The organism is Streptomyces sp. NBC_01478 (genome assembly GCF_036227225.1).
Classification (GTDB): Bacteria; Actinomycetota; Actinomycetes; order Streptomycetales; family Streptomycetaceae; genus Streptomyces.
This window is the reverse complement of the sequence record NZ_CP109444.1, coordinates 11,454,551-11,475,616: the sequence shown is the minus strand read 5'-3', so window position 1 is coordinate 11,475,616 and position 21,066 is coordinate 11,454,551. Positions and strand designations below refer to the sequence as shown.

Sequence of the window (21,066 nt, the reverse complement as noted above, 5' to 3'; positions counted from 1 at the left end):
AGGAACCTCCCGATGGACCAGTTGGACCCGACGGAACCGATGGGCCTCTCGCCCTCCGCCTATCCGGACACGTTCGCCCGCGACCATCTCCCGCCGCGCGCCCAGTGGCCGGTCCTGGAGTTCACCACCGACGAACTCCGTTACCCGGAGCGCCTGAACGCCGGTGCCGAACTCATCGACGTGCCCACCGCCGCCTTCGGCCCCGACCGCCCGGCCCTGCGCACCCCGGACGGCGAGGTGTGGACCTACGGCGAACTGCTGAGCCGCGCCAACCAGATCGCCCACGTCCTCACCGACGACCTCGGTCTGGTCGCCGGCAACCGGGTCCTGCTGCGCTCCCCCAACAACCCCTGGACCGTGGCGTGTTGGCTCGGCACCCTGAAGGCCGGCGGCATCGTCGTCACCACCATGGCGGCACTGCGGGCCCGTGAACTCACCCCCGTGGCCGACAAGACCCGCCCGGCCGTGGCACTCGTCGACCACCGCTTCACCGCGGACGTCGAGACCGTACGCGACACCGTCCTGCCCGATCTCAAAATCGTGGCGTACGGCGGCGACGCACCCGATGACCTGTCGCGCCAAGTGGCGGCGAAACCAGGCGAGTTCACCGCGGTCGACACGGCCGCCGACGACGTCGCCCTCTTCGGACCCACCTCGGGCAGCACCGGCGTACCGAAGATCACCACCCACTTCCACCGCGACATCCTGTCGATCGACAACACCTTCGGCCGGCACACGCTGCGGCTGCGGCCCGACGATCTCGTGTCGTGCACCGCGCCGCTCGCGTTCACCTTCGGGCTCGGCATCCTGGTCGTCTGCGCCCTGCGGGCCGGTGCGTGCGCGCTGCTGACGGAGGCCGTGGCGCCGGAGCCGCTGGCCGAGTTGGTCGCCGAGGCGGGGGTCACCGTGCTGGCGACCGCGCCGACGGCGTACCGGCAGATCCTCAAGGCCGGGAAGGCGGACCGGCTGCACGGTCTGCGCGCCGCGGTCAGCGCCGGGGAGCACATACCGGAAGAGGTCTGGCAGCAGCTCCACGAGGAGACCGGGATCAAGGTCATCGACGGCATCGGCGCCACGGAGATGATCCACATCTTCATCTCCGCCGCCGGTGACGACATCCGGCCCGGTTCGACCGGCAGGCCCGTCCCCGGATACCGGGCCACCGTCCTCGACCTGGACGGCGAGGAGGTCGGCCCGGGTGTCGAGGGGCGGCTGGCCGTGATCGGCCCGGTCGGGTGCCGTTACCTGGACGACCGGCGCCAGGGGAACTACGTCGTGAACGGCTGGAACGTCACGGGCGACACCTTCGTCCGCGACGAGGACGGCTACTTCTACTACCGCACGCGCACGGACAACATGATCGTCTCCTCCGGCTACAACATCGGTGGTCCCGAGGTCGAGTCCGCGATCAACACCCACCCGGACGTCGTCGAGTCGGCGGTGGTCGCCAAGCCCGACCCCGAACGCGGCTCCGTCGTCTGCGCGTTCGTCGTCCTGGCCGAGGGCGTCGTGGCCGACGCGGCCAAGGTCAAGGACATCCAGGACCACGTCAAGGCCCACCTCGCGCCGTACAAGTACCCCCGTGCGGTGCGCTTTTGCGATGCGCTGCCCCGCAACACCAGCGGAAAGCTTCAGCACTTCCTGCTGCGTCAGATCGTCGAGAAGGAGAACCAGGCATGAGGATCGCGATCGTGGGCGGCGGGCCGGGCGGTCTGTACCTCGCCGCGCTGATGAAGCAGCTCGACCTCGGTCATGAGATCACCGTCTGGGAGCGCAACGCGCCCGACGACACCTTCGGCTTCGGCGTGGTCTTCTCCGACGAGACCCTCGGGGGCATCGAGAACGCGGACACCGTCGTGCACGACGCGATGGAGAGCCGCTTCGCCCGCTGGACCGACATCGACATCGAGTTCGACGGGCACCCCTTCACGGTCGGCGGCCAGGGTTTCGCTGCGATGGCCCGCAAGGACCTGCTGCACATCCTCCAGGAGCGGGCGGCCGAACTCGGCGTCACCGTGCACTACCGCACCCTCGCCCCGGACGTCGACGAACTGCGCGGGTCCTACGACCTCGTGGTCGCGGCGGACGGCATCAACTCGGCGGTGCGCACCAAGTACGCCGACGCCTTCGTCCCCTCCCTCGACCAACGCACCAACAAGTACATGTGGCTGGGCACCGACCGGGTCTTCGAGGCGTTCCAATTCCTCGTCAAGCAGACCGAGTTCGGGACCATGCAGATCCATGGTTACCCCTTCTCCGACGGCGGCTCGACCTTCATCGTCGAGATGGCCGAGGACGTGTGGCGCAGGGCCGGCCTCGATTCGACGGAGGGCACGCAGTTCCCGCCCGGCGTCAGCGACGAGGACTCGGTCGCCCGGATCCGCGAGATCTTCGCCGGTGAACTCGCCGGACACGCCCTCCTGACCAACAACTCCCGCTGGCTCAACTTCACGACGGTCCGCAACGAACGCTGGCACCACCACAACGTGGTCCTGCTCGGCGACGCAGCCCACACCGCGCACTTCTCGATCGGGTCCGGCACCAAGCTGGCCATGGAGGACGCCCTCGCGCTCGCCGCGTGTCTGCACGAACACCCCACCGTGGACGAGGCGTTGACGGCGTACGAGACCGAACGCCGTCCTGTGGTGGAGTCGACCCAGCGCGCCGCGCAGGCCTCGCTGGAGTGGTTCGAGAACATCGGCCGCTACGCCGGGCAGGACCCCGCGCAGTTCTGCTTCAACCTGCTGACCCGTTCCCGCCGGATCACCTTCGACAACCTCAAGGACCGCGACCCGGGCTTCGCCGACCTGATCGAGCGCGGCTTCGCGAACGCCCAGGGCGCGGCCGAGTCCGCCCCGGCGATGTTCCAGCCGTTCACCATCGGCGGCCTGGAGCTGAAGAACCGGGTCGTGGTCTCGCCGATGGACATGTACTCCGCCGTCGACGGAGTACCGGACGACTTCCATGTCGTCCACCTCGGTTCCAAGGCGCTCGGCGGCGCGGGCCTGGTGATGACCGAGATGGTCTGCGTCTCCCCCGAGGCACGCATCACCCCGGGCTGCACGGGCCTGTGGAACGACACACAGCGCGAGGCGTGGAGGCGCGTCACCTCCTTCGTCCACGACCGCAGCACGGCGAAGATCGGCCTCCAGTTGGGCCACTCGGGCCGCAAAGGTTCGACGCGCCTGATGTGGGAGGGCATCGACGAACCCCTCGACACGGACAACTGGGAGGTCGTGGGCCCGTCCTCCCTGCCCTACGGCACCGGCTGCCATGTGCCGCGCGAGATGACCCGCGCCGACATGGACGCGGTCGTGGCCGACTTCGTGTCCGCCGCCCGCCGGGGCGCCGACGCGGGCTTCGACCTGCTGGAGGTGCACGCGGCCCACGGCTATCTGCTCTCCTCCTTCCTCTCCCCCGTCGCCAACCACCGCACCGACGAGTACGGCGGCGACCTGACGAACCGGCTCCGCCTCCCGCTGGAGGTCTTCGACGCCGTACGGTCCGCCTTCCCCGCCGACCGCCCGGTGACGGTCCGGATCTCCGCCACCGACTGGACCCCCGACGGGAACACCGAGCACGACGCGGTCGAGATCGCGCGCGCCTTCGTCGCACATGGCGCTGCTGCCGTGGATGTGTCGTCCGGCCAGGTCACCAAGGACGAGAAGCCGGCGTACGGCCGCTCGTACCAGACCCCGTTCGCCGACCGCATCCGGCACGAGGTCGCCGCTCCGGCGGGGGCGGCCGTGATCGCCGTAGGAGCGATCTCGTCGTACGACGACGTCAACTCGATCCTGCTCGCCGGGCGGGCCGACCTGTGCGCGCTCGGCCGTACCCATCTGTACAACCCGCAGTGGACTCTGCAGGCGGCGGCCGAGCAGGAGTACCGGGGCGCGGGCGCCGACTGGCCGGCGCAGTTCGCGGCCGGCCGCCGCAAGCCCCCCACCTCACGCACCGACGCGGTCCGGCCGCGTCTCGCGCTGCTGCGCGAGACTCCGCGGGACGCCGTGCACCTGCGGTGGACCCCGGGCAAGGCGGCGGAATGAGCGGGCCCCGCGGCGTCCACCGGGCCCGTCTGGAGTGGATCGACACCGATGCGGCCGGGATCTACCACAACACCACCGTCGTCCGGTTCGCCGAGGCGGCGGAGGCCGAACTGATGCGCGCGTACGGCATTCCGGGCTACTTCCCGGTGGCACCGAGGGTGCGCTACGAGGTGGAGTTCGAGGCGTCGATCCGGTTCGGTGAGGAGGTCGAGACGCGGGTCGAGCTGATCCGCCTCGGCCGGTCCTCGATGACCTTCGGTTTCGAGGTGTGGCGCACGTCCGAGGACGGTGACCGGCAGCGCCGTGCCGCCCGGGGCAGCTATGTCACCGTGCACGTCCCCGACAAGGAGACCGGTTCCAGTGCGCCCTGGCCTACCGCCTGGCGTACGGCGCTGGGCGCGACGGACGCCCGGGCGGAATCGGACAGCTCCAGGGCGCACTGAAATACTACGATCGTGACGGCAAGCGATCTCGAAGACGACAGCCCGGGCCTGCCCGCACCGCCGCGATCCCTGATCGTGACGGTGTACGGCCTCTACGCGCGCGAGGTCGGCGGCTGGATCAGTGTGAGCACCCTGATCCGACTGCTCGCCGAACTCGACGTCGACGCCCAGGCGGTCCGCTCGTCGATCTCCCGGCTCAAGCGCCGCGAGATCCTGGTGGCCGAGCGCCGGGACGGCCGTGCGGGCTACGCGCTCTCGCCGTACGCCCGCTCCGTCCTCGAAACCGGCGACCGGCGCATCTTCGAACGCCACGCCGTCACCGACGACGGCTGGGTCATCGCCGTCTTCTCGGTACCGGAGAGCGAACGCCAACAGCGCCATCAACTCCGGTCACGGTTGGCCTGGTTGGGATTCGGCACGGTCTCGTCGGGGATCTGGATCGCCCCGGCCCACGCGCTCGACGACACCCGCGAGCACCTGCTCCAACACGGGCTGGACCAGTACGTCGACCTCTTCCGCGGCGACTATGTGGCCTTCGGGGACCCCGCCGAACAGGTGGGCCGCTGGTGGGACCTGGCGGCGCTCCAGAAGCTCTACGACGATTTCGTCGCCGAGTTCACCCCGATGGCCGGGCGCTGGGCCGGGCCGGGCGAGGTGTCCGACCGGGCCGCGTTCATCGACTACGTCCAAGTCCTCACCGCCTGGCGCCGGTTGCCCTACCTCGACCCGGGCCTGCCCAGCACCCTCCTCCCCGCCTCGTGGTCCGGCACGACGGCGGCCGATCTCTTCGCCACGCTCCGGCACACCCTCGCGGACCCGGCGCACGAGTTCGCCCGGAGTCTGCTGGCCGACTCCGCGTGATCCGGTCGGGTCACTTGCCGAACGCCTGGCGGAACTCGCGGATGGTGTCGGGCGAGGCGTCGATCGCGGCGCACGGCGGGACGAAGCCGTTCTCTGCGCCGACGATGTAGTGCTCGCCCTCCGAGAACGTCAGCGTCTCCGGGATCTCGGTGTCGCCCGCGACCACGACCGTCTCCGCGTCGCCGCCCTTCAGCCACTGGTCGACACGGAAGGTGGTCGTCGAACCGTCGACGGACGTGACCGTTCCTTCGAAGAGGGTCGGGTACTTGCTGAGTGTGTCGAGCCCCGGTACCGCGCACTTGCCGGAGCCGCCCCGGGCGGTGAGCCGCAGCGCGCCGGCCGGGGTCGAATGGCCCTTGGCACTGCTGCCGTTGTTGCCGTCGTTCGCCATGATTCCTCCGGCGATGCCGCCGCCGAGCACGAGAACCGCGGCGGCCGCCGCGAGTCCGAAGACATGACGGCGTCCCCGTCCCGCTGCCGTGATTCCGGCGGCGGCGGTCGCCGACTGAAGTGCGGTGTCGGTGTTCAAGGTGTCCTCCACAAGGCGGTTGACGTCGGGTGGCGGAGCGATGCCGGTCAGTGCCGGGTCCGCGGACTTCAGCCTGGCCAGCAACTCGTCGTCGTTCATCGACTGCTCCTTCCTTCATCCCTCTTGTGTCCGGACTGTTCGGCATCCTTTCGCCCGAGCCGGTCGGCGAGTCTCGCCTTCGCCCGATGGAGCCGGATGCTCACCGCGTTGGACGTCAGCCCGGTCGCCTCCGCGATCTGCCGCGGCGCGAGTCCCTCCCACGCCCACAGCCGCACCACCTCGCGGTCCAGCGCCCCGAGGGCGTCGAGCGCGGCATGCAACTCGCCGTGATCGGCGGCCTGTTCCGGTGACTGCTCCTGGCTCCGGATCAGCCGCTCCATCAGCCGGAGCCTGCGTCCGTCGGCACGGCGGGCGTTCGCCAGGCACCCGCGGGCCACTCCGTAGCACCACGGCAGCACGTCGTCCGGATCGGGAGGCATTTCGGGCTCGGTACCCGCTCGGAGCCCGGGGACGTCGTCGAGTCGACGCCACAGCACCAGCATCGTCTCCGACAGCACGTCCTCGACCATGTCGGCGCTCGTCCGTCGCCGCAGATACCGGTGCAGCGGTTCCACCACCAGATAGGCCAGTTCTTCGAAGCGCGCCCGCCGCATCCGGCGCGCTTCCTGTTCCGTCATGGATTCCACACCCCGTACTGTCCGGCAGCGGCCGGATCCTTTCAGCGCCGTCGTTCCCGCCGCGGTCCGCCTGCCGACTGGATCCCAGTCATGACCGGATGACCTGAAAGCCTATGGCCGGGCCCAGCCGACCAGAGGCAGCGTCTCGTCCAGATGCGGAGCGAGCTCCTCGACGGTGACGGCGGGCATCCGGTGACGCAGACCGCGGACGTGTTCGACGAACGCGTCGGGCAGCGAGACATGGTGAGTTTCCACATAGTGCGGAAAGTCCCGGCGCCAGAGCCAGGTGCCGTCGGTCACCAGTGACGAGCACCCCGGAGAGTGCCGGTGGGAGGTCCCGGTGATGACGTCGTGACCGCTTTCCATGACGTCGAGGAGGACGTGGCCGCCGTCCAGATAGGCCACCAGCTCCGCCTCGTCCGGCTCACCGACGGGCCGTACGGCATCGCGAACCGATCCGTTCGGCTGACCGGCACGGTTGTCCAGTTCGTCGTAGAAGCCCAGCAGTCCCAGCACCGCGTCTCCTTCGTCGACTTCGCGTTCCGTGGTGTCGGCGAGATCGAACATTAACCCGACGACGTCAGCCTGAGGGCGGCATGAGAATTTGTGTGATCCCGGCGGACGTGGGCAGACGCCGCCGTTATGAGCACCCTCCAACGGAGCACGGTAGACGAGGCCGCGGAGCAGAGCCCTGATGTACGGGCGGCGCCGCCGCCCTCGCCTGCGGAGCGGGGCAGAGGCGGTGGGCGGGGCTTCTCGTCGGCGCTGCGTGGTGGTGGGCGGGTCACCGGGCTGGACGGGCTGCGGACGGTCGCGGTGCTGTTGGTGATCGTCTACCACGTGGAGCCGGACCTGGTGCCCGGCGGCTCGATCGGTGTGGACGTGTTCTTCACGATCAGCGGTTTCGTCATCACCCGGCTGCTGGTGAGCGAGTACGCCCGTACCGGCGGCATCGGCCTGTGGTCGTTCTACCGCCGGCGCTGGCTGCGGCTGATGCCGGCCCTGCTGGTGATGTGCGCGGTCACCGCCGTGCTGTCCGTGACGTTCGCGCTGCCGCTGTTCCGCGGGGCGTGGATGGCGGCGCTGCTGGCCGCGGGGTCGGTGGTCAATCTCGTCCGGGCCGGGGACTCCGGGACGTACTCGGATCTCACCGCGCCGCTCAGCCACACCTGGTCCCTGGGCGTGGAGGAGCAGTTCTATTTCGCCTGGCCGCTCCTGCTGCTCGTCCTGCTGCGGTACGCGAGGGCTCGGACGGCGCTGGCCTGCGTCGCGGTGCTGTGCGTCCTGCCGGTGCTCTGGCGGACGGTGCTGTGGGATCCCTCCGCCGCGCACCGCATCTACAACGGCCCCGACACCCGCGCCGACCAACTCCTCGTCGGCGCGCTGCTGGCCCTCGTCCTGGCCCGGCTGCGCGCCGACGATCCCCGCCTGGAGCTGCTGCGCCGATGGGCGGGACGCCTCTGCCTGCCCGCGCTCGCGCTCCTCGGGCTGATCGCCTGGCAGATCCCGATCACCGAGGTCAGCGGGTGGAACCCGGTCTGGTACACGGTCGGATTCCTGGTCGCCGCCCTGCTGACGGCCTGCGTCGTGGCCGCCCTCGAACTCAGCCCCGAGTCCTGGCCCTCGCGTCTGCTCTCGCTGTCCACGCCGGTCTGGGTCGGGCGCAACCTCAGCTACGGCATGTACCTGTGGCACTACCCGGTCATCCGGCTGTTGCACGATCTCGGTGTGCGCGGTGACGCCCTGCTCCAGACCGGCGTCGCGGCCACGCTCGTCGCGGCCCTCGCCTCGTACGCCCTCGTCGAACGACCCCTGGCCCGACGCGCCCGGCACCGAGTGCGCCGGATGGAGCCGGTCGTCGTGCCGGAACGCTCACCGGCGCTCTGAGCCGTACTGCCGAACCGGATGTACGACACTCGCCCAACCGGCTTGAGGCGAGGCTCTGTTCGCCCCGTCGTCCGGTGCCGCCCTCGCGCAGCACCGGACAACATCCCTGCGTACGGCGTCAGTTGCCGCGCTGCTCGCTCACGAAACTGTGGTCGCCCGGGCCGAGGCCCGACACGGTGACCGTGCCGTCGACCACGCTCACGTCGCGGGTCGACGCGCGACGTCCGTCCCACAGTGTCCGCCGGCCGACGCTCACACGTTGGCCGTGCGCGTCGCCGGGGAAGGCGACCGAACCCTGCGTGTGCCCGGGCACGTGGACGGTGAGGCGGAAGACGCGCTTGCCGTTCTCCCACTCGACGCCCAAGGGGCCGTGCGGGGTGGGGAGTTGGCCCGTCGCCCAGTCGACGCCACCGGGCTGCGGGCGCACCTCCCACGTGGCGTATCCGGGCGAGGTCGGCCGGGCGCCCAGCAGGTTGTTGGTCAGGGCCGGCAGCACACCGGTGGACCAGCCGTGGGCCATGCTGGTGTAGGCGCCCTCGTAGAGGGAACCGCCCGGGCCGATGCCTTCCCAGTTGGTGATGCCGGGGTCGTTCTTGTCCATCCAGCCGTACATACGGCGGATCTGGTCGAGCGCCGACTCGGCCTGACCGGCCAGGAAGCGTGCCTCGATCTCCGGGTAGGAGGTGAAGGCGTACACCCGCTGGGAGGCCTGGTCGAAGATGGTGTCGTTGTCCATGAAGGCGTTCCCGTACGGCCGTTTCGTGGTCGCGTCGAGATGGGCGAGCGCCGATGCGGCGCGGTCCGCGTCGGCGATGCCGGTGACGACGGCGAGCGAGTTGCCGTCCTGTGCGTGCCGGACCGCGCCCGTCGACGAGTCCAGGTAGGCGCCCGAACCGGCGTCCCACAGCAGCGAGTTGACGGCCTGCGCGACCTTGTCGGCGCGGGTGCTCCAGCGGGTGGCGTCGGCCTGCTGCCCCAGCAGGCCGGCCAACTGGGCCGCGTTCTGGAGGGCTTGGACGTAGAGCGCGTTGTAGTAGGTGACGCGGCCGGTGCGGCCGAGGAACGCGTAGTCGCCGTATCCGCCGGTGCCGTTGAGGCCCTTGCTGAGCAGGCCGGCGTCGTCCGTGACGCTCGGGTACCAGGTGTCCAGGACCTTCAGCAGGGTGGGGTAGTAGCGCGTCGCGTACTGGCGGTCCCCGGTGTAGAGGACGTAGTCCCAGCTACAAGTGACCCAGTACAGCGGATAGTCGAAGAGAGGCAGGGTGTAGTTGCCGATGGAGGCGGGCGGTATCCAGCCGTCGGCGCGCTGGTGGTCGGCGAGGTCGGCCAGGACGTTGCGGGCCGCCGCGGCGGCGTCGTCGTGGGTCAGGTAGAGGGTGCGCGCGGAGACGGCGAGGTCGCCGACGTACGGGTCGCGGTCACGCTTGGCGCCGTCCTGGAGGACCAGCTTCCCCTCCAGCGTGGCGCTCCACGCGTTGCGGGGGTCGACGTCGTCCTGACGGAAGGTGTCGGTGACCAGTTCGTTGGTGTACGCGGCGCCGTACCAGTAACGATTCAACTCGTCGTCGGAGCACAGGAACCAGCCGCGGTAGGTGCTCGGTGTGCCCACGTACGCGGTGAACTGAAGGGCCACGGAGTCGATTTCCACCGTCCCCCAGGGCTGCGCGGCGGGGCTGTCCGAGGCGAGCGCGTCGAGGCTGATCTTGAGGTAGCGGAATCCGTGCAGGCCGTCCGCGAAGACCTTGTCTCCGGCCTGGAAGCCTTTGTGGTCGGTCCAGTTGGCGCCCTTCGCGGGGACGGCGAACTGGTCCGTGCCTCCTCCGGCGCCGCCCGCCTGGTCGGCGCGGGTGAAGTCCGAGCGGTCGGTGAGGAATTCGCGGGTCTCGGAGAACGCGACGCGTACGCCCGGGGAGTTGGCGGAGGCGGAGGTGAAGCGGATCTGCGGATATCCGACCACGACCTTGCCGAAGTCCACGGTGACGCTCGGTACCGGGATCGGCTCGACCGGCGCGGGCCAGACCTCGTTGACCCGGGTGAAGTTACCGTGCGAGGTGTCCTGCGCGTTCGTCACGGTGATGCGCACACGGTCGGTGCCGACCTCGTCCGCGAACGGAACGGCCTTCTGCACCGCGCTGTTGCCCGCGACCGTGGCGGCAGGATGCCAGTCGCCGTCGCGCCACACGTCAACGGTGTAGTCGGTCGGCACGCCGTCGCTGTTGGAGACCACGGTGATGCCCGACAGGGACGTGACCTGCGGCAGCGTGATGGTGAGGACGTCGGGGAACACCCCCAGCGTGTCGTCGTTCCAGAAGGTGTCCGGGTTGCCGTCGATCGCGTTGGAGGCGTCGTAGGTGCGCGGCTGTCCGTCGTTGCCGTTGTTCCCGGCGTGGGCCGACGAGGCTTCAGCGGTGGTGCCGGCGGGCCAGGCCGGCGCCGGCACGGGCTGCGGGCGCCGCAGGACGGATCTGGCACCGCCTGGCCTGAGCAGCGCGTCGGGGTTCTTCACGTCCCCGCCCGACGAGGTGATCCGCACCGGGCGGACCGTGCGCGAGGACGGGCCCTGGACGTAGCGGTGCCATCCGCCGGGACGACGGGACGGGCTGCCGGTGGTGGAAGCGGAGGCCTGCTCGGCGGGGACCGCCGCCGCCGAGGGGAGTCCGGCGGAGAGGGACACTGCGGTGAGCCCGACGGTGCTCGCTGCGGCCAGCGCCGTGCGACGCGAGATGCCCTTGTCCGGTGTGCTGTTCGACGCCATGCTGTCCCCTTGTGCGGCAATGGGTTGAATCGTTTCACTCGGCAACTGCGTGGTGACGCTATCTCGAACACCGGATGCCCGTACAGCGTTGGGACAGAAGTTGTCGGGACACCGCCCGCCGATCGGGCATGTGGCGGGAAGGCACGGAAGTGGTGACACGAGTGACGATTCCAGGCCATCGGAGAGGCGGGCGGACGGCCGTCGGGACAGTGGGCAGAAGACTGCCGAATTGGCGGACAGGACGCTGACGGACCGCTGACCGGTCGCTGACAGAATCTTCATACGGGGACGGCACGTTGACGCCATGTCCTCCTCCACCCCTCACCTCCGCGGGGGCGTCGCCGGCCCCCTGCTGACCGTCGTCGCCTCGGGCGCGACGCTCGTCCTGCTCGCCGCCTGCGGTGGCGGGGGCGGCACCCGCGACGAAGGCGTCGCCTCCATCGCCGACCCCTCCGCGACCGCCGGCACAACGACGGCCGATGCGGACGCCGGGCAGGTACGGATCCGTCTCGACGACAATCAGGACGACGTCAACAGGCTCTGGGATGCCTGGACAGACTGCCTGAACGAGCATGGAGTGCCCAAAGACCAGAAGGCCCCGGCCAACAGCCCGGCGCTCAAGGCGTGCGAGCTGAAATACCCGCTGCAGCCGGTGGAGATGGACCCGGCGAAGAACCCGCGCTACAGCGACGGGGTGCGGGCCATGGTCAGATGCATGAACGCCCATGGGATCAAGAGCGTTGTCTCCGAAGGGAATTGGGCCATGGCCAGCGGCGACAGCATGAACCTGCCCAACTACGACAAGTACAGGGTCGAGTGCCAGGTCAAGTCCTTCAAGAACGACGGCTGACGAACACGGAAACAGCGCGTGGGCGAGCCCGCCCGACGCACGACCCGTACGACTTTGGTCGCACAGGGACGCGACGAACGGATGCTGTGCGCGCGGCCGGCGGTGCATACCGTGGGCGCGTGAACGCGAAGACGATGGCCCTCGATGTCCGGAACCGACTGAGCGCGGTACGCATGTGGTCCCGGCGGCAGATCGTCGGCGAGACGGTACTGGCCGTGGTCCTGGCCCTGGGCATGGCGCTGAGCCAGACGGGCGAGGGCACACTGCGGATGACCGTCGCGGCGCTGGCGGCCGCGGTGCTCTCCCCGCTACGACGGATCTTCCCGGCCAGCGTCCTGGTCGTCACCGGCGCGGTCGGCGGGCTGCTCAGCGGTTTCGGGATCGTCCTGCTGGTGGTGAGCTGGTCGGCGGGGGCGAGGATCGAGGCTCCACGGCGGGCATTCGCACTGTTCACGGCCACGTACGTTCTCTTCGTGGGGCTGTCCGTGCATGATCCGGGACAGCCGCTGTCCGTCGCCCAGACCCTGGTGTTCACCACGCTCACGTTCCTGGCGATGGCTGTCGTGCCCGGCCTGGCCAGTCGCAACCGCGCCCAACGCCGCACGCTGCTGCACGCGTTGCACGAGCACAACGCCCAACTGCTGCGCGAGCGCGAGATCATCGCCTCCCATGCCCGGCTGCGGGAGCGGCAGCGCATCGCGCAGGACATGCACGACAGCCTCGGCCACCAACTGGCGCTGATCGCCGTCCACACGGGCGCGTTGGAGGTGGACCGCGACCTGACGGACAGTCAGCGCGAGGTGGTGGGCGTGCTGCGGGAGGCGTCCGTGTCCGCGATGCACGAACTGCGGGAGGCGGTCGGCATCCTGCGTGACGGTACGCCCGACCAAGTACGCGACCGCGAGGGCGAGTTGGAGCCCGCGTCCCGGGGTGTGGCGGGGATCGACGGCCTGGTGGACGCGTCGCGGGGCGCGCGGACGGACGTAGCGCTACGGCGCACGGGCCGGCCGCGTCCGCTGGCTCCCGCCGCCGACCACGCGGCGTTCCGCATCGTGCAGGAGGCGCTGACGAACGCCCTGAAGCACGCGCAGGGCGCCTCGATCACCGTCGAACTGCGCTACGAGCCGGACTCCTTGGTCGTCGAGGTCGCCAACGGGCCGATACCCGCGATGACTTCGGCCGTACGGCGGCCCGTGGTGAGCGGCGGGCAGGGGCTGACGGGGCTTCAGGAACGGGCCCGGCTGGTCGGCGGGATGGTGTACGCGGGGCCCGCGCCGGACGGTGGGTTCCGTATCGCGGGCGTGCTGCCCTATGGGCCACGGTCTCCGCACGCGTCGGAGAGCGGGAGCGGGCCGTGGCCGATGGACCCGGGGGCGGACGGAGCGACCTTCGTCGATACGGCGAACGACTTCCGGGGGCAGAGCGCGGGGGCGATGTCCGGCGACGGTGGTGCGGACATCGACTGGTCCGGTGCGCCGGACAGGCAGAAGGAGTTCGACATCGCCATGGGACGCAAGAAGAAGGGCATCGCGATCGGATGCGGCGCCGCACTGCTGACCTTCCTGGTTCTCGGGGTGGTTGCCGTCGTGCTGGTCGTCAATCTGGTGAAGGACGAGTCCCACAAGCTCACGGTCAAGCCGTCGGTCTACAACTCGGTGAAGGTCGGGGACACCGAGACGGCCGTACGGGACAGGTTGCCGCACGGCAAGTCGTTCCTGGCCCCGGCCCTGGACGACGAAGGGCCCGCCGTACCGCGGGGAGCGACCTGCTCGTCGTACCTCTCGACGGGGGACTGGCCGGACGAGGGAGACAAGATACCCGCCTACCGCTTCTGCTTCAGGGACGGCACACTGATCGAGAAACGGACCTTCATGTCCACGTCGTAGTCACCGTCATGGGTCGTCCGCCGTCCAAGTCGCTCGTCGTGCAGGAGAGTTGTGATCAGAGTCCTCGTCGCGGATGACGAACCCCTCATCCGCGCGGGCATCAGGATGATCCTCACCTCCGCCGACGACATCGACGTCGTGGCGGAGGCGGGCAACGGCCGTGAGGCGGTCGACCTGGTCCGCGCCCATGCCGTGGACGTGGCCCTGCTCGACATCCAGATGCCCGTGCTGGACGGGCTGTCCGCGCTGGCCGAACTGCGGCGGGCGGCGCCGTCCGTGCGCCCGCTGATCCTGACGACGTTCGGCGAGCGGGAGAACGTCCTGCGTGCGCTGAGCCAGGGAGGCGCCGGGTTCCTGCTGAAGGACTCGGCGCCGGCCGAACTGATCCAGGCGGTACGGGCGGCCGCGGCCGGGGACGCGTATCTGTCGCCGGGTGCCACGCGCCATGTGGTCGACCAGCTCGCCTCCGGGCAGGCGGCGGCGCGTGGCGAGGAGGCGCGCCGGCGTCTGGAGTCGCTCAGCACCCGGGAACTCGAGGTGCTCGCGCTGCTGGGCGAGGGCTTGTCGAACGCCGACGCGGGTGAGCGGATCCATGTGAGCGAGGCGACGGTGAAGACGTACGTCAGCCGGATCCTGACGAAGCTGCGGTGCGAGAACCGGGTGCAGGCGGCGCTGTTGGCACGGGACGCGGGGTTGGGGCCGGGCTGATCAGCGGCCGGGCCCGGCTCCCGACTGTTCCATGAGGCAGCGGAAGTCGCGGAACGCGACCCGCAGCAACTTTAACGCTCAAGTGATGGGAGAGCGCAGGCCTGCCCACGCCGAAGATCACGGACGCGCCGCACTTCCCGGCGGGCCGCGCTCAGCGGGCGGGTGAGTCGATGCGTTGCAGGATGCGCTCGGCGTCCTGGCCGAGTCGGCGCAGGCGTTCGGCGGACAGGTTGTCCACCACGAGGTGACGTACGTGGGCCACATGGCCGGGCGCGACGGACTCCAGCTTCGTCATGCCGTCGGGCAGGAGGACGGCGTTGGTGAAACGCCCGTCGACCGGGTCCGGTTCGCGGCGGACGTAGCCGCGGCTCTCCAGGCGTTTCACCAGGTGTGACAGGCGGGACAGCGACGAGTTGGCGTGCTCGGCGAGCACGCTCATGCGCAAGGTCCGCTCGGGGGCCTCGGACAGCATGGCCAGGGTCATGTATTCGACCATGCTCAGGTCCGCGTCGCGCTGCAGTTGGGCGTCGATGGCCCAGGGAAGCCTGACGAACAGGCGGACCAACGACATCCACGACGCCAGTTCGGCCGGCGCGAGCCACAAGTCAGCGTGCTCGTCGGCCTGCTGAGACTTGTCCTGGGTGGTCATTTCGCGAGGGTATCAGCCGGCCGGCTCGGACACCGAGGGATGACTTGAATGTTCACGTGATCCGGACGTACCGTGGACGCAGACGTTGAACGCTGAACTTCATCACGATGTCTGTGCGACGAGGGAGCACATCATGAGCGCACTGCTGGCACCCACCGTGGATGTGCGGCGGGCCGGTGGGCGGCTTGCGAGTCGCCTGTCCTGGCTGGACTCCAAGCACTCGTTCTCCCTCGGCACGCACCGGCCCGATCCGGCGAACACGCACCACGGTCTGCTGCTGGTCAACAACGAGGATCTGGTGCAGCCGGGTGCGGGCTTCGAGACGCATCCGCACCGGGACATGGAGATCGTCACCTGGGTCTTGCAGGGGTCGCTGGTCCACCAGGACTCCAGCGGTCACTCCGGCGTGATCTACCCCGGTCTGGCCCAGCGGATGAGCGCCGGCACCGGCATCCTGCACTCGGAGAAGAACGACTCCTACCGGTCGCCCGGCGAGCGCCCCGCCGACCCGGTGCACTTCGTCCAGATGTGGGTCCTGCCCGACGAGGCCGGTGTCGCTCCGGGCTACGAACAGCTCGAGATCGACGGGGAGTTGCTGGCCGGCGGGCTGGTCACGGTGGCATCCGGCATGGACAGGCACAAAGACGCCGGCGCGATCCGGATCCGGAACCGGCATGCCGCGCTGTACGCGGCACGGCTGCGCCCCGGGCAGCAGGTGCTCCTGCCCGAAGCACCGTATCTGCACCTGTTCGTCGCCCGTGGCTCCGTGGACCTGGAGAGCGTCGGCGGACTCGACGAGGGTGACGCCGTGCGTCTCACCGCCACGGGCGGGCAGCGGGTCACCGCCACCGGACCCGCGGAGATCCTCGTCTGGGAGATGCACGCCACCTTCGAGGTGTGAGCGCGATGCGGGAACAGGATCCGCAGCGGGGGCCGGGGCCCTGTGCTCGCGGCCCCCGAGATGCCCTCGTCGGGCGCGCGGCCGAGCTGGAGCTGATCGACGCGCTGCTCGCGGGACGGGACCGTACCGGATACTCCCCCACCGCCCCCGGTCCGCTGCTGCGCGGTGACGCAGGGGTCGGGAAGACCGCGCTGCTGGACGCCGCCGCGGCGCGCGCCCGGGCCGCGGATATGCGGGTACTGCGCGCCTCCGGCGTGGAGTTCGAGGCCGGGATCGCCTTCGCGGTGGTCCACCAACTGCTCTATCCGCTGCGCGCGGACGCCGATCGGCTGCCCGGCCCGGAGCGCGAGGTCCTGCACCGGCTCTTCGATCTCGCGCCGGACGACTTACCCGCGCCGCTGACGGCCGCGACCGCCGTGCTCGCTCTGCTCGGCGCGGCCGCCGCCGAGTCCCCGCTGCTGTTGGTGGCCGACGACGCGTCGTGGTGCGACCGGGCCGGCGCCACGGTGCTGGGCTTCGCCGTACGGCGGCTGCGCCAGGCCCCCGTGGTCCTGCTGGCCGCCGCCCGGCACGGGCCGACCGGCCCGATCCAGCAGATCCGGCTGCCGGAACAGACGGTCCATCCCCTGGACGACGAGACGGCCGCCGAGCTCCTGGAGATCCGCTGGCCGGGGCTCGCGCCGACGGTCCGACGACGGCTGCTGGCCCAGGCCGCCGGGAATCCGCTGGCCCTGTGGGAGTTGCCGGCGGAACTGACCGACCGGCAGCGCTCCGGCGGGCAGCCGCTGCCCGGTGTGCCGCCGCTGTCCAGGCAACTGATCGAGGCCTTCGCGCCTGCCCTGGACCAGTTGCCCGCCGCGACCAGGAGGGCACTGCTGCCGGCCGCGCTGGCGGCCGACGACGAGCTGCGCACCATACGGACCGCCTCCGCGGACTCCGTGGACCCGGACGATCTGGCTCCGGCGCAGCGGGCGCGGCTGGTCCACGTCGACGCGGCGTCCGGCCGGGTGGCGTTCGCGCATCCGCTGACCCGTGCGGCGGTCGTGCACGAGGCCCTCTCGCGCGAACGTCGCGCCACGCACCGGGCGCTCGCCGCCGCCCTCGCCCTCGACCCCGAGCGCCAGGCGTGGCACCTGGCCGAGGCGTGCGCGGGGACCGACGAGACGGTGGCGCGGGCGCTGGACAAGGCGGCGCTGTTCGCGCGGCGGCGCGGCCGGGCGTCGACCGCGGTGACGACCCTGGTGCGCGCGGCGGAACTCAGCCCGCACCCCGGAGACCGCTCCCGGCGCCTGGTCGAGGCCGCCCATCTGGCCACCCTGACCGGTCAACTCGACCAGGTCACCTGGCTGTTGGCGGATGCCGGGCAGTCTCCGGAGACCCCGGCCGCGCTCGTCCTCGCCGCCACCGCGCATCTGCTGACCAACAACGAAGGGGATGTCGACGCGGCGTACCGGTTGCTGACCCGGGCGCTCGACGCGACCGACACCGACCGCCCGGACGCCTGGGACCAGTACGGCGTCCTGTACGCGCTGCTGCTGGTCAGTCTGTTCACCCTGCGGCCGGAGCCGTGGGAGCTGCTCAGGACGGCCATGGCCCGGTTCGGGCCGGAGCAGGTCGCCCCCTTCCGGCTCTGCTACGACGCGTATGTCGACCCGACCCGCGCCCAGGGCTCCCTCCAGGAACGCCTGGCCGACGCGTTCGCGGCGCTCCCTCCGGCCGCCGCGCCCTGGCAGATCGTGCCGCTGGCCTTCGCCGCCGTGGCGCTGGACGCGCTGTCCGGCCACCGGTACACGGTCCGCGGCATGATCGAGCGGGAGCGCGACGGTGGCGCGGTCGCCATGGTCGTACCGGGGCTGATGCTGCTCTGCCAGGACTCGTATGTGCACGGCCAGTGGGACGAGGCCGAGGAACTCGCCCTCGAGGGGCTGGAGTTGGCGACCGCCTACGGCTATCCCTTCTGGGAGCGCCAGATCCGGGCCGTGCTGGCGTCCGGTGCCGCGCTGCGCGGTGACGTGGACCTGGCCGAGGCCCGCAGCGAGGAGACCACCACCTGGGCGGCGCCCCGGGGTATGAGCGTGACCTTGGCGTACGCCCGCTCGGCGCGTCATCTCGCGGCCCTGGGCCAGGGCGACTTCGAGGAGGCCCACGCCCAGGTGGCCCGGATCGATCCACCCAGCGCTCCCGGTTCCGGCATCCCGGGCCGATGGATGGTCCTGGACCTGGTCGAGGCGGCGATGCGCACCGGCCGCGTCGACGAGGCCCGCGCACATGTCGCCGCCGCCCGGAGGTCCGGCCTGCACCGCATCGGCCCGCGTATCGCCCTGATCACGGCCGGGGCGGAGGCCGTGGCGGCGGACGACGACCGGGCCGGCGCGCTCTTCGAGGGGGCCCTCGCCCTGCCCGGGGCCGCCCGGTATCCCTGGGACCAGGCGCGCATCCACCTCGCGTACGGGCAGTGGCTGCGCCGCACGCGCGACACCACCGGTGCGCGCACCCAACTCCGCGCCGCCGTCGAGACGTTCGAGCGGATCGGCGCGCGGGCGATGGTGCGGCGGGCGCGCAACGAGCTGCGCGCCACCGGCGTCGCCACCGCTCCCCGCCCCGACTCGACCATGCCGGTGCTGACCGCCCAGGAGCGGCAGATCGCCGAGTTGGCCGCCACCGGACTCACCAACAGGGAGATCGGCGCCCGCCTGTTCCTGTCCCACCGCACGATCGGCTCCCACCTGCACCGGCTCTTCCCCAAACTCGGCATCACCTCCCGAGCCGCCCTCCGAGCCTCCCTGACAGCGCTCGACGCCCCGCCCGCCGCGCCTGCCTCGGACACCTGAACCGACCTGCGCGACCCTCCGGCTGTGGCCCACCGCAGTAGTGGTACCAGGGGACATCCCGAGCACTAGGGGACATCCCGGAGGACCGTCCCGGGCATCCCTTACGACCTCAGGCCGATGTGGCGGAAGTGGCTGGAGGCTTCAATGGCGCACATGCCCAACGAAGTCGCATGCCCCCAGTGCCATCACACCTTCGATTCCGGCGAGGTCCGCCCGGTCGATCCCGGCGTGGTGCGCTGGTTGACCGAGGAGCTGACCTGGTCCGGCCAGGAGCCCACCGAGCGCATGTACTCGGACTACCTGTACTCGGCCGGCGACACTCCCGTCTCCCGGCAGCGCTTCGTCCAGGACCTCGCCTACCTCGGCGTCCCGGAGACACGGGACGCGGACGGCACATGCTTCCTCGTCAGAAAGTGACGGCGGAACGGAGCCGGCCGATGCCCGAACTACAGCTACTGCGCGCCGACCACGCGCCCGCCGTCCTGGATTTCGAGCTGGCGAACCGCGCCTGGTTCGCCGCCTCGATCTCCGACCGCGGCGACGGCTACTTCGAGGAGTTCGCCGCGCGCCACGAAGCCCTGCTCGCCGAACAGGAGGCCGGCGTCTGCGCCTTCTACGTCCTCGTGGCCGAGGACGGCTCGGTCCTCGGCAGATTCAACCTGTACGACCTCACCGAGGAACACACGGCGGACCTCGGCTACCGGGTCGCCCAGCACGTGGCCGGCCACGGCGTGGCCACCGCGACCGTCGAGGAACTGTGCCGCCTGGCGGCCGAACGGCACGGCCTGCGCACGCTCAGAGCGGCCACCTCCCACCAGAACCTCGCGTCCCAGAAGGTGCTGACCAAAGCCGGCTTCACCCCGGTCGGCCCGGCCCACCCCTCCGACTTGGGCGGCAAGCAAGGCACGTGGTACCAGCGCGACCTCCAGGCGCCGTGATCACCCCAGCAGGGCAAGAAGCGGCCCCGCAGGCAGCGGATACCGCGTGTGCCCGTACGGACCGGTGACAGCGGTCGCCGTCAACAGCGAATTGAGGACCGCCTCCTCTACGGCGTCCAGCACAGCGCCGAAGAGGAGGTCGAGCCCGGCGTCGGGCACCACCGTAGGCCCGGCCGGTGTGCCCAAGGGGCGGGTGCCGAACGCGAGGCCGTAGTCGCCGCTGCCGTGGCCGTAGCCGGCGCCGACCCGGGCCAGCGCGTAGACCGAGCGGCGGGCGAGCCGGGTCAACTGGCGGGCGTCCAGGGGCGCGTCGGTGGCGGTCACGATCACGCACGAGCCGGTCTCCGGGCCGGGATCGGATGCCTCGGCGGGAACACCCACGTCGGCGGGAGCGACCGTACGGCCCGACACCCGCAGCGTGCCGCCGAAGTTGGCCTGCGCCAGCACCCCGAGCGTCACCTCCCGGCCCGCGACCTGCACCCGGCGCGAGGAGGTGCCGATGCCGGCCTTGAAGCCGAGCGCGGTCATCCCGGTGCCCGCGCCCACCGACCCCTCGGCGACCCGCCCGGCGGACGCGGAGTCGAGTGCGGCACGGACATGCTCCTCCTGGACCGGGCGCGACCGGATGTCGGACAGGAGCCCGTCGTTGCACTCCCCCACCACCGGATTCACGCTCCGCGCGCCGGCGCCCTCGGGCCGTTCCAGGATCCAGCCGACCAGGGCGTCCGCAACCCGGAAGGCGGACAGGGTCGAGGTGAGCAGCACGGGGGTCTCGAGTGCGCCGAGTTCGGCGATCTGTGTGGTGCCGAGGAGCTTGCCGTAGCCGTTGCCCGCGAACACCCCGGCGGGCAAGGGACTGTCGGGGCCCACGCCTTCGGGCACGATCGCGGTGACGCCGCTGTGCACGCGCGGCGGGCGGATCAGTGTCGTGTGGCCGACGCGGATGCCGGGCACGTCCGTGAGCGCGTTGTGTGGTCCCGTGGGCAAGTGGCCGACGCCGAGCCCGAGTTGACGGGCCCGGCGCGATGCGGTGGGCGGAAGCGGATCGGGGCCGGGCGACGTGGGCATGGCCGGACAGTACGGCACGGCGCCGCACGTCCCGGTG

The 21,066-nt window shown here is 70.9% G+C and carries 18 protein-coding genes; 12 read left to right on the top strand and 6 right to left on the bottom strand.

Going from position 1 to position 21,066, the window contains the following annotated elements; all coding sequences use genetic code 11:
* The first annotated feature begins 12 nt into the window (after positions 1 to 12).
* Genes OG223_RS51030 through OG223_RS51015 form a run of 4 tightly spaced genes read left to right on the top strand, consistent with a single transcriptional unit; the run spans position 13 to position 5,350 of the window.
* Positions 13 to 1,680, top strand: coding sequence for an AMP-binding protein (locus OG223_RS51030; protein ID WP_329264522.1), 1,668 nt, complete (start codon positions 13 to 15; stop codon positions 1,678 to 1,680).
* Entirely contained in the window at positions 1,677 to 4,046 is a 2,370-nt protein-coding gene (locus OG223_RS51025; RefSeq protein WP_329264520.1) for a bifunctional salicylyl-CoA 5-hydroxylase/oxidoreductase, read from the top strand. Before OG223_RS51030 ends, OG223_RS51025 begins: the two co-directional genes overlap by 4 nt.
* Complete coding sequence (locus tag OG223_RS51020) at positions 4,043 to 4,489, top strand: acyl-CoA thioesterase (RefSeq protein ID WP_329264519.1); 447 nt, start codon at positions 4,043 to 4,045, stop codon at positions 4,487 to 4,489. The genes OG223_RS51025 and OG223_RS51020 overlap by 4 nt, the downstream gene beginning before the upstream one ends.
* Before the next feature lie 12 nt (positions 4,490 to 4,501).
* Positions 4,502 to 5,350: a PaaX family transcriptional regulator gene (locus OG223_RS51015; RefSeq protein WP_329264517.1), complete on the top strand. Its 849-nt coding sequence runs from the start codon at positions 4,502 to 4,504 to the stop codon at positions 5,348 to 5,350.
* Between the two features lie 10 nt (positions 5,351 to 5,360).
* On the opposite strand, the gene OG223_RS51010 is transcribed toward OG223_RS51015, so the two are convergent.
* The 3 genes from OG223_RS51010 to OG223_RS51000 form a co-directional block, all read right to left on the bottom strand.
* Positions 5,361 to 5,978 carry a hypothetical protein gene (locus OG223_RS51010; RefSeq protein ID WP_329264514.1) on the bottom strand — a complete coding sequence of 206 codons (618 nt, stop codon included), beginning with the start codon at positions 5,976 to 5,978 and terminating at the stop codon, positions 5,361 to 5,363.
* On the bottom strand, positions 5,975 to 6,556 hold the full coding sequence (locus tag OG223_RS51005; RefSeq protein ID WP_329264513.1) for an RNA polymerase sigma factor: 582 nt from the start codon (positions 6,554 to 6,556) through the stop codon (positions 5,975 to 5,977). The genes OG223_RS51010 and OG223_RS51005 overlap by 4 nt, the downstream gene beginning before the upstream one ends.
* A 111-nt stretch (positions 6,557 to 6,667) precedes the next feature.
* Positions 6,668 to 7,123 (bottom strand): hypothetical protein, encoded by a 456-nt coding sequence (locus OG223_RS51000; RefSeq protein ID WP_329264511.1) that lies wholly within the window; start codon positions 7,121 to 7,123, stop codon positions 6,668 to 6,670.
* A gap of 75 nt (positions 7,124 to 7,198) precedes the next feature.
* Here OG223_RS51000 and OG223_RS50995 point away from each other — a divergent pair, with 75 nt between their 5' ends.
* Entirely contained in the window at positions 7,199 to 8,443 is a 1,245-nt protein-coding gene (locus tag OG223_RS50995) for an acyltransferase family protein (RefSeq protein WP_329264510.1), read from the top strand.
* Positions 8,444 to 8,561: 118 nt separating this feature from the next.
* On the opposite strand, the gene OG223_RS50990 is transcribed toward OG223_RS50995, so the two are convergent.
* The gene (locus tag OG223_RS50990; RefSeq protein ID WP_329264508.1) at positions 8,562 to 11,198 is read right to left on the bottom strand and encodes an alpha-L-rhamnosidase-related protein; all 2,637 of its coding nucleotides are present in this window, start codon (positions 11,196 to 11,198) and stop codon (positions 8,562 to 8,564) included.
* A gap of 304 nt (positions 11,199 to 11,502) precedes the next feature.
* Here OG223_RS50990 and OG223_RS50985 point away from each other — a divergent pair, with 304 nt between their 5' ends.
* The 3 genes from OG223_RS50985 to OG223_RS50975 all read left to right on the top strand — a co-directional run bounded on the left by OG223_RS50985 (position 11,503) and on the right by OG223_RS50975 (position 14,642).
* Complete coding sequence (locus OG223_RS50985; protein ID WP_329264506.1) at positions 11,503 to 12,048, top strand: hypothetical protein; 546 nt, start codon at positions 11,503 to 11,505, stop codon at positions 12,046 to 12,048.
* 119 nt (positions 12,049 to 12,167) lie between these two features.
* Positions 12,168 to 13,934: a sensor histidine kinase gene (locus OG223_RS50980; protein ID WP_443073822.1), complete on the top strand. Its 1,767-nt coding sequence runs from the start codon at positions 12,168 to 12,170 to the stop codon at positions 13,932 to 13,934.
* Positions 13,935 to 13,985: 51 nt separating this feature from the next.
* The gene (locus OG223_RS50975) at positions 13,986 to 14,642 is read left to right on the top strand and encodes a response regulator transcription factor (protein ID WP_329264504.1); all 657 of its coding nucleotides are present in this window, start codon (positions 13,986 to 13,988) and stop codon (positions 14,640 to 14,642) included.
* Between the two features lie 151 nt (positions 14,643 to 14,793).
* Here the strand turns inward: OG223_RS50975 and OG223_RS50970 are convergent, their stop codons facing one another.
* A complete protein-coding gene (locus tag OG223_RS50970) occupies positions 14,794 to 15,291 on the bottom strand; it encodes a MarR family winged helix-turn-helix transcriptional regulator (protein WP_329264502.1) in 498 nt (165 codons plus the stop codon).
* Between the two features lie 133 nt (positions 15,292 to 15,424).
* Between OG223_RS50970 and OG223_RS50965 the strand changes: the two genes are divergently transcribed.
* From OG223_RS50965 to OG223_RS50950, 4 genes are all read left to right on the top strand, one after another.
* Positions 15,425 to 16,192, top strand: a complete 768-nt coding sequence (locus OG223_RS50965) for a pirin family protein (protein WP_329264500.1) — start codon at positions 15,425 to 15,427, stop codon at positions 16,190 to 16,192.
* A 5-nt stretch (positions 16,193 to 16,197) separates the two neighbouring features.
* Complete coding sequence (locus OG223_RS50960; RefSeq protein ID WP_329265892.1) at positions 16,198 to 19,023, top strand: LuxR family transcriptional regulator; 2,826 nt, start codon at positions 16,198 to 16,200, stop codon at positions 19,021 to 19,023.
* Positions 19,024 to 19,176: 153 nt separating this feature from the next.
* Positions 19,177 to 19,440 carry a hypothetical protein gene (locus OG223_RS50955; RefSeq protein ID WP_329264498.1) on the top strand — a complete coding sequence of 88 codons (264 nt, stop codon included), beginning with the start codon at positions 19,177 to 19,179 and terminating at the stop codon, positions 19,438 to 19,440.
* Positions 19,441 to 19,460: 20 nt separating this feature from the next.
* On the top strand, positions 19,461 to 19,961 hold the full coding sequence (locus OG223_RS50950; protein ID WP_329264496.1) for a GNAT family N-acetyltransferase: 501 nt from the start codon (positions 19,461 to 19,463) through the stop codon (positions 19,959 to 19,961).
* Here the strand turns inward: OG223_RS50950 and OG223_RS50945 are convergent, their stop codons facing one another.
* On the bottom strand, positions 19,962 to 21,029 hold the full coding sequence (locus OG223_RS50945) for a P1 family peptidase (RefSeq protein WP_329264494.1): 1,068 nt from the start codon (positions 21,027 to 21,029) through the stop codon (positions 19,962 to 19,964).
* Positions 21,030 to 21,066: the final 37 nt, after the last annotated feature.

What these genes read in the sequence shown, in the direction of transcription:
- OG223_RS51030 (WP_329264522.1), top strand. Translation starts at nt 13, where the DNA reads ATGGACCAGTTGGACCCGACGGAACCGATGGGCCTCTCGCCCTCCGCC.
- OG223_RS51025 (WP_329264520.1), top strand. Translation starts at nt 1,677, where the DNA reads ATGAGGATCGCGATCGTGGGCGGCGGGCCGGGCGGTCTGTACCTCGCC.
- OG223_RS51020 (WP_329264519.1), top strand. Translation starts at nt 4,043, where the DNA reads ATGAGCGGGCCCCGCGGCGTCCACCGGGCCCGTCTGGAGTGGATCGAC.
- OG223_RS51010 (WP_329264514.1), bottom strand. Translation starts at nt 5,978, where the DNA reads ATGAACGACGACGAGTTGCTGGCCAGGCTGAAGTCCGCGGACCCGGCA.
- OG223_RS51005 (WP_329264513.1), bottom strand. Translation starts at nt 6,556, where the DNA reads ATGACGGAACAGGAAGCGCGCCGGATGCGGCGGGCGCGCTTCGAAGAA.
- OG223_RS51000 (WP_329264511.1), bottom strand. Translation starts at nt 7,123, where the DNA reads ATGTTCGATCTCGCCGACACCACGGAACGCGAAGTCGACGAAGGAGAC.
- OG223_RS50995 (WP_329264510.1), top strand. Translation starts at nt 7,199, where the DNA reads ATGAGCACCCTCCAACGGAGCACGGTAGACGAGGCCGCGGAGCAGAGC.
- OG223_RS50990 (WP_329264508.1), bottom strand. Translation starts at nt 11,198, where the DNA reads ATGGCGTCGAACAGCACACCGGACAAGGGCATCTCGCGTCGCACGGCG.
- OG223_RS50985 (WP_329264506.1), top strand. Translation starts at nt 11,503, where the DNA reads ATGTCCTCCTCCACCCCTCACCTCCGCGGGGGCGTCGCCGGCCCCCTG.
- OG223_RS50970 (WP_329264502.1), bottom strand. Translation starts at nt 15,291, where the DNA reads ATGACCACCCAGGACAAGTCTCAGCAGGCCGACGAGCACGCTGACTTG.
- OG223_RS50965 (WP_329264500.1), top strand. Translation starts at nt 15,425, where the DNA reads ATGAGCGCACTGCTGGCACCCACCGTGGATGTGCGGCGGGCCGGTGGG.
- OG223_RS50960 (WP_329265892.1), top strand. Translation starts at nt 16,198, where the DNA reads ATGCGGGAACAGGATCCGCAGCGGGGGCCGGGGCCCTGTGCTCGCGGC.
- OG223_RS50955 (WP_329264498.1), top strand. Translation starts at nt 19,177, where the DNA reads ATGCCCAACGAAGTCGCATGCCCCCAGTGCCATCACACCTTCGATTCC.
- OG223_RS50950 (WP_329264496.1), top strand. Translation starts at nt 19,461, where the DNA reads ATGCCCGAACTACAGCTACTGCGCGCCGACCACGCGCCCGCCGTCCTG.
- OG223_RS50945 (WP_329264494.1), bottom strand. Translation starts at nt 21,029, where the DNA reads ATGCCCACGTCGCCCGGCCCCGATCCGCTTCCGCCCACCGCATCGCGC.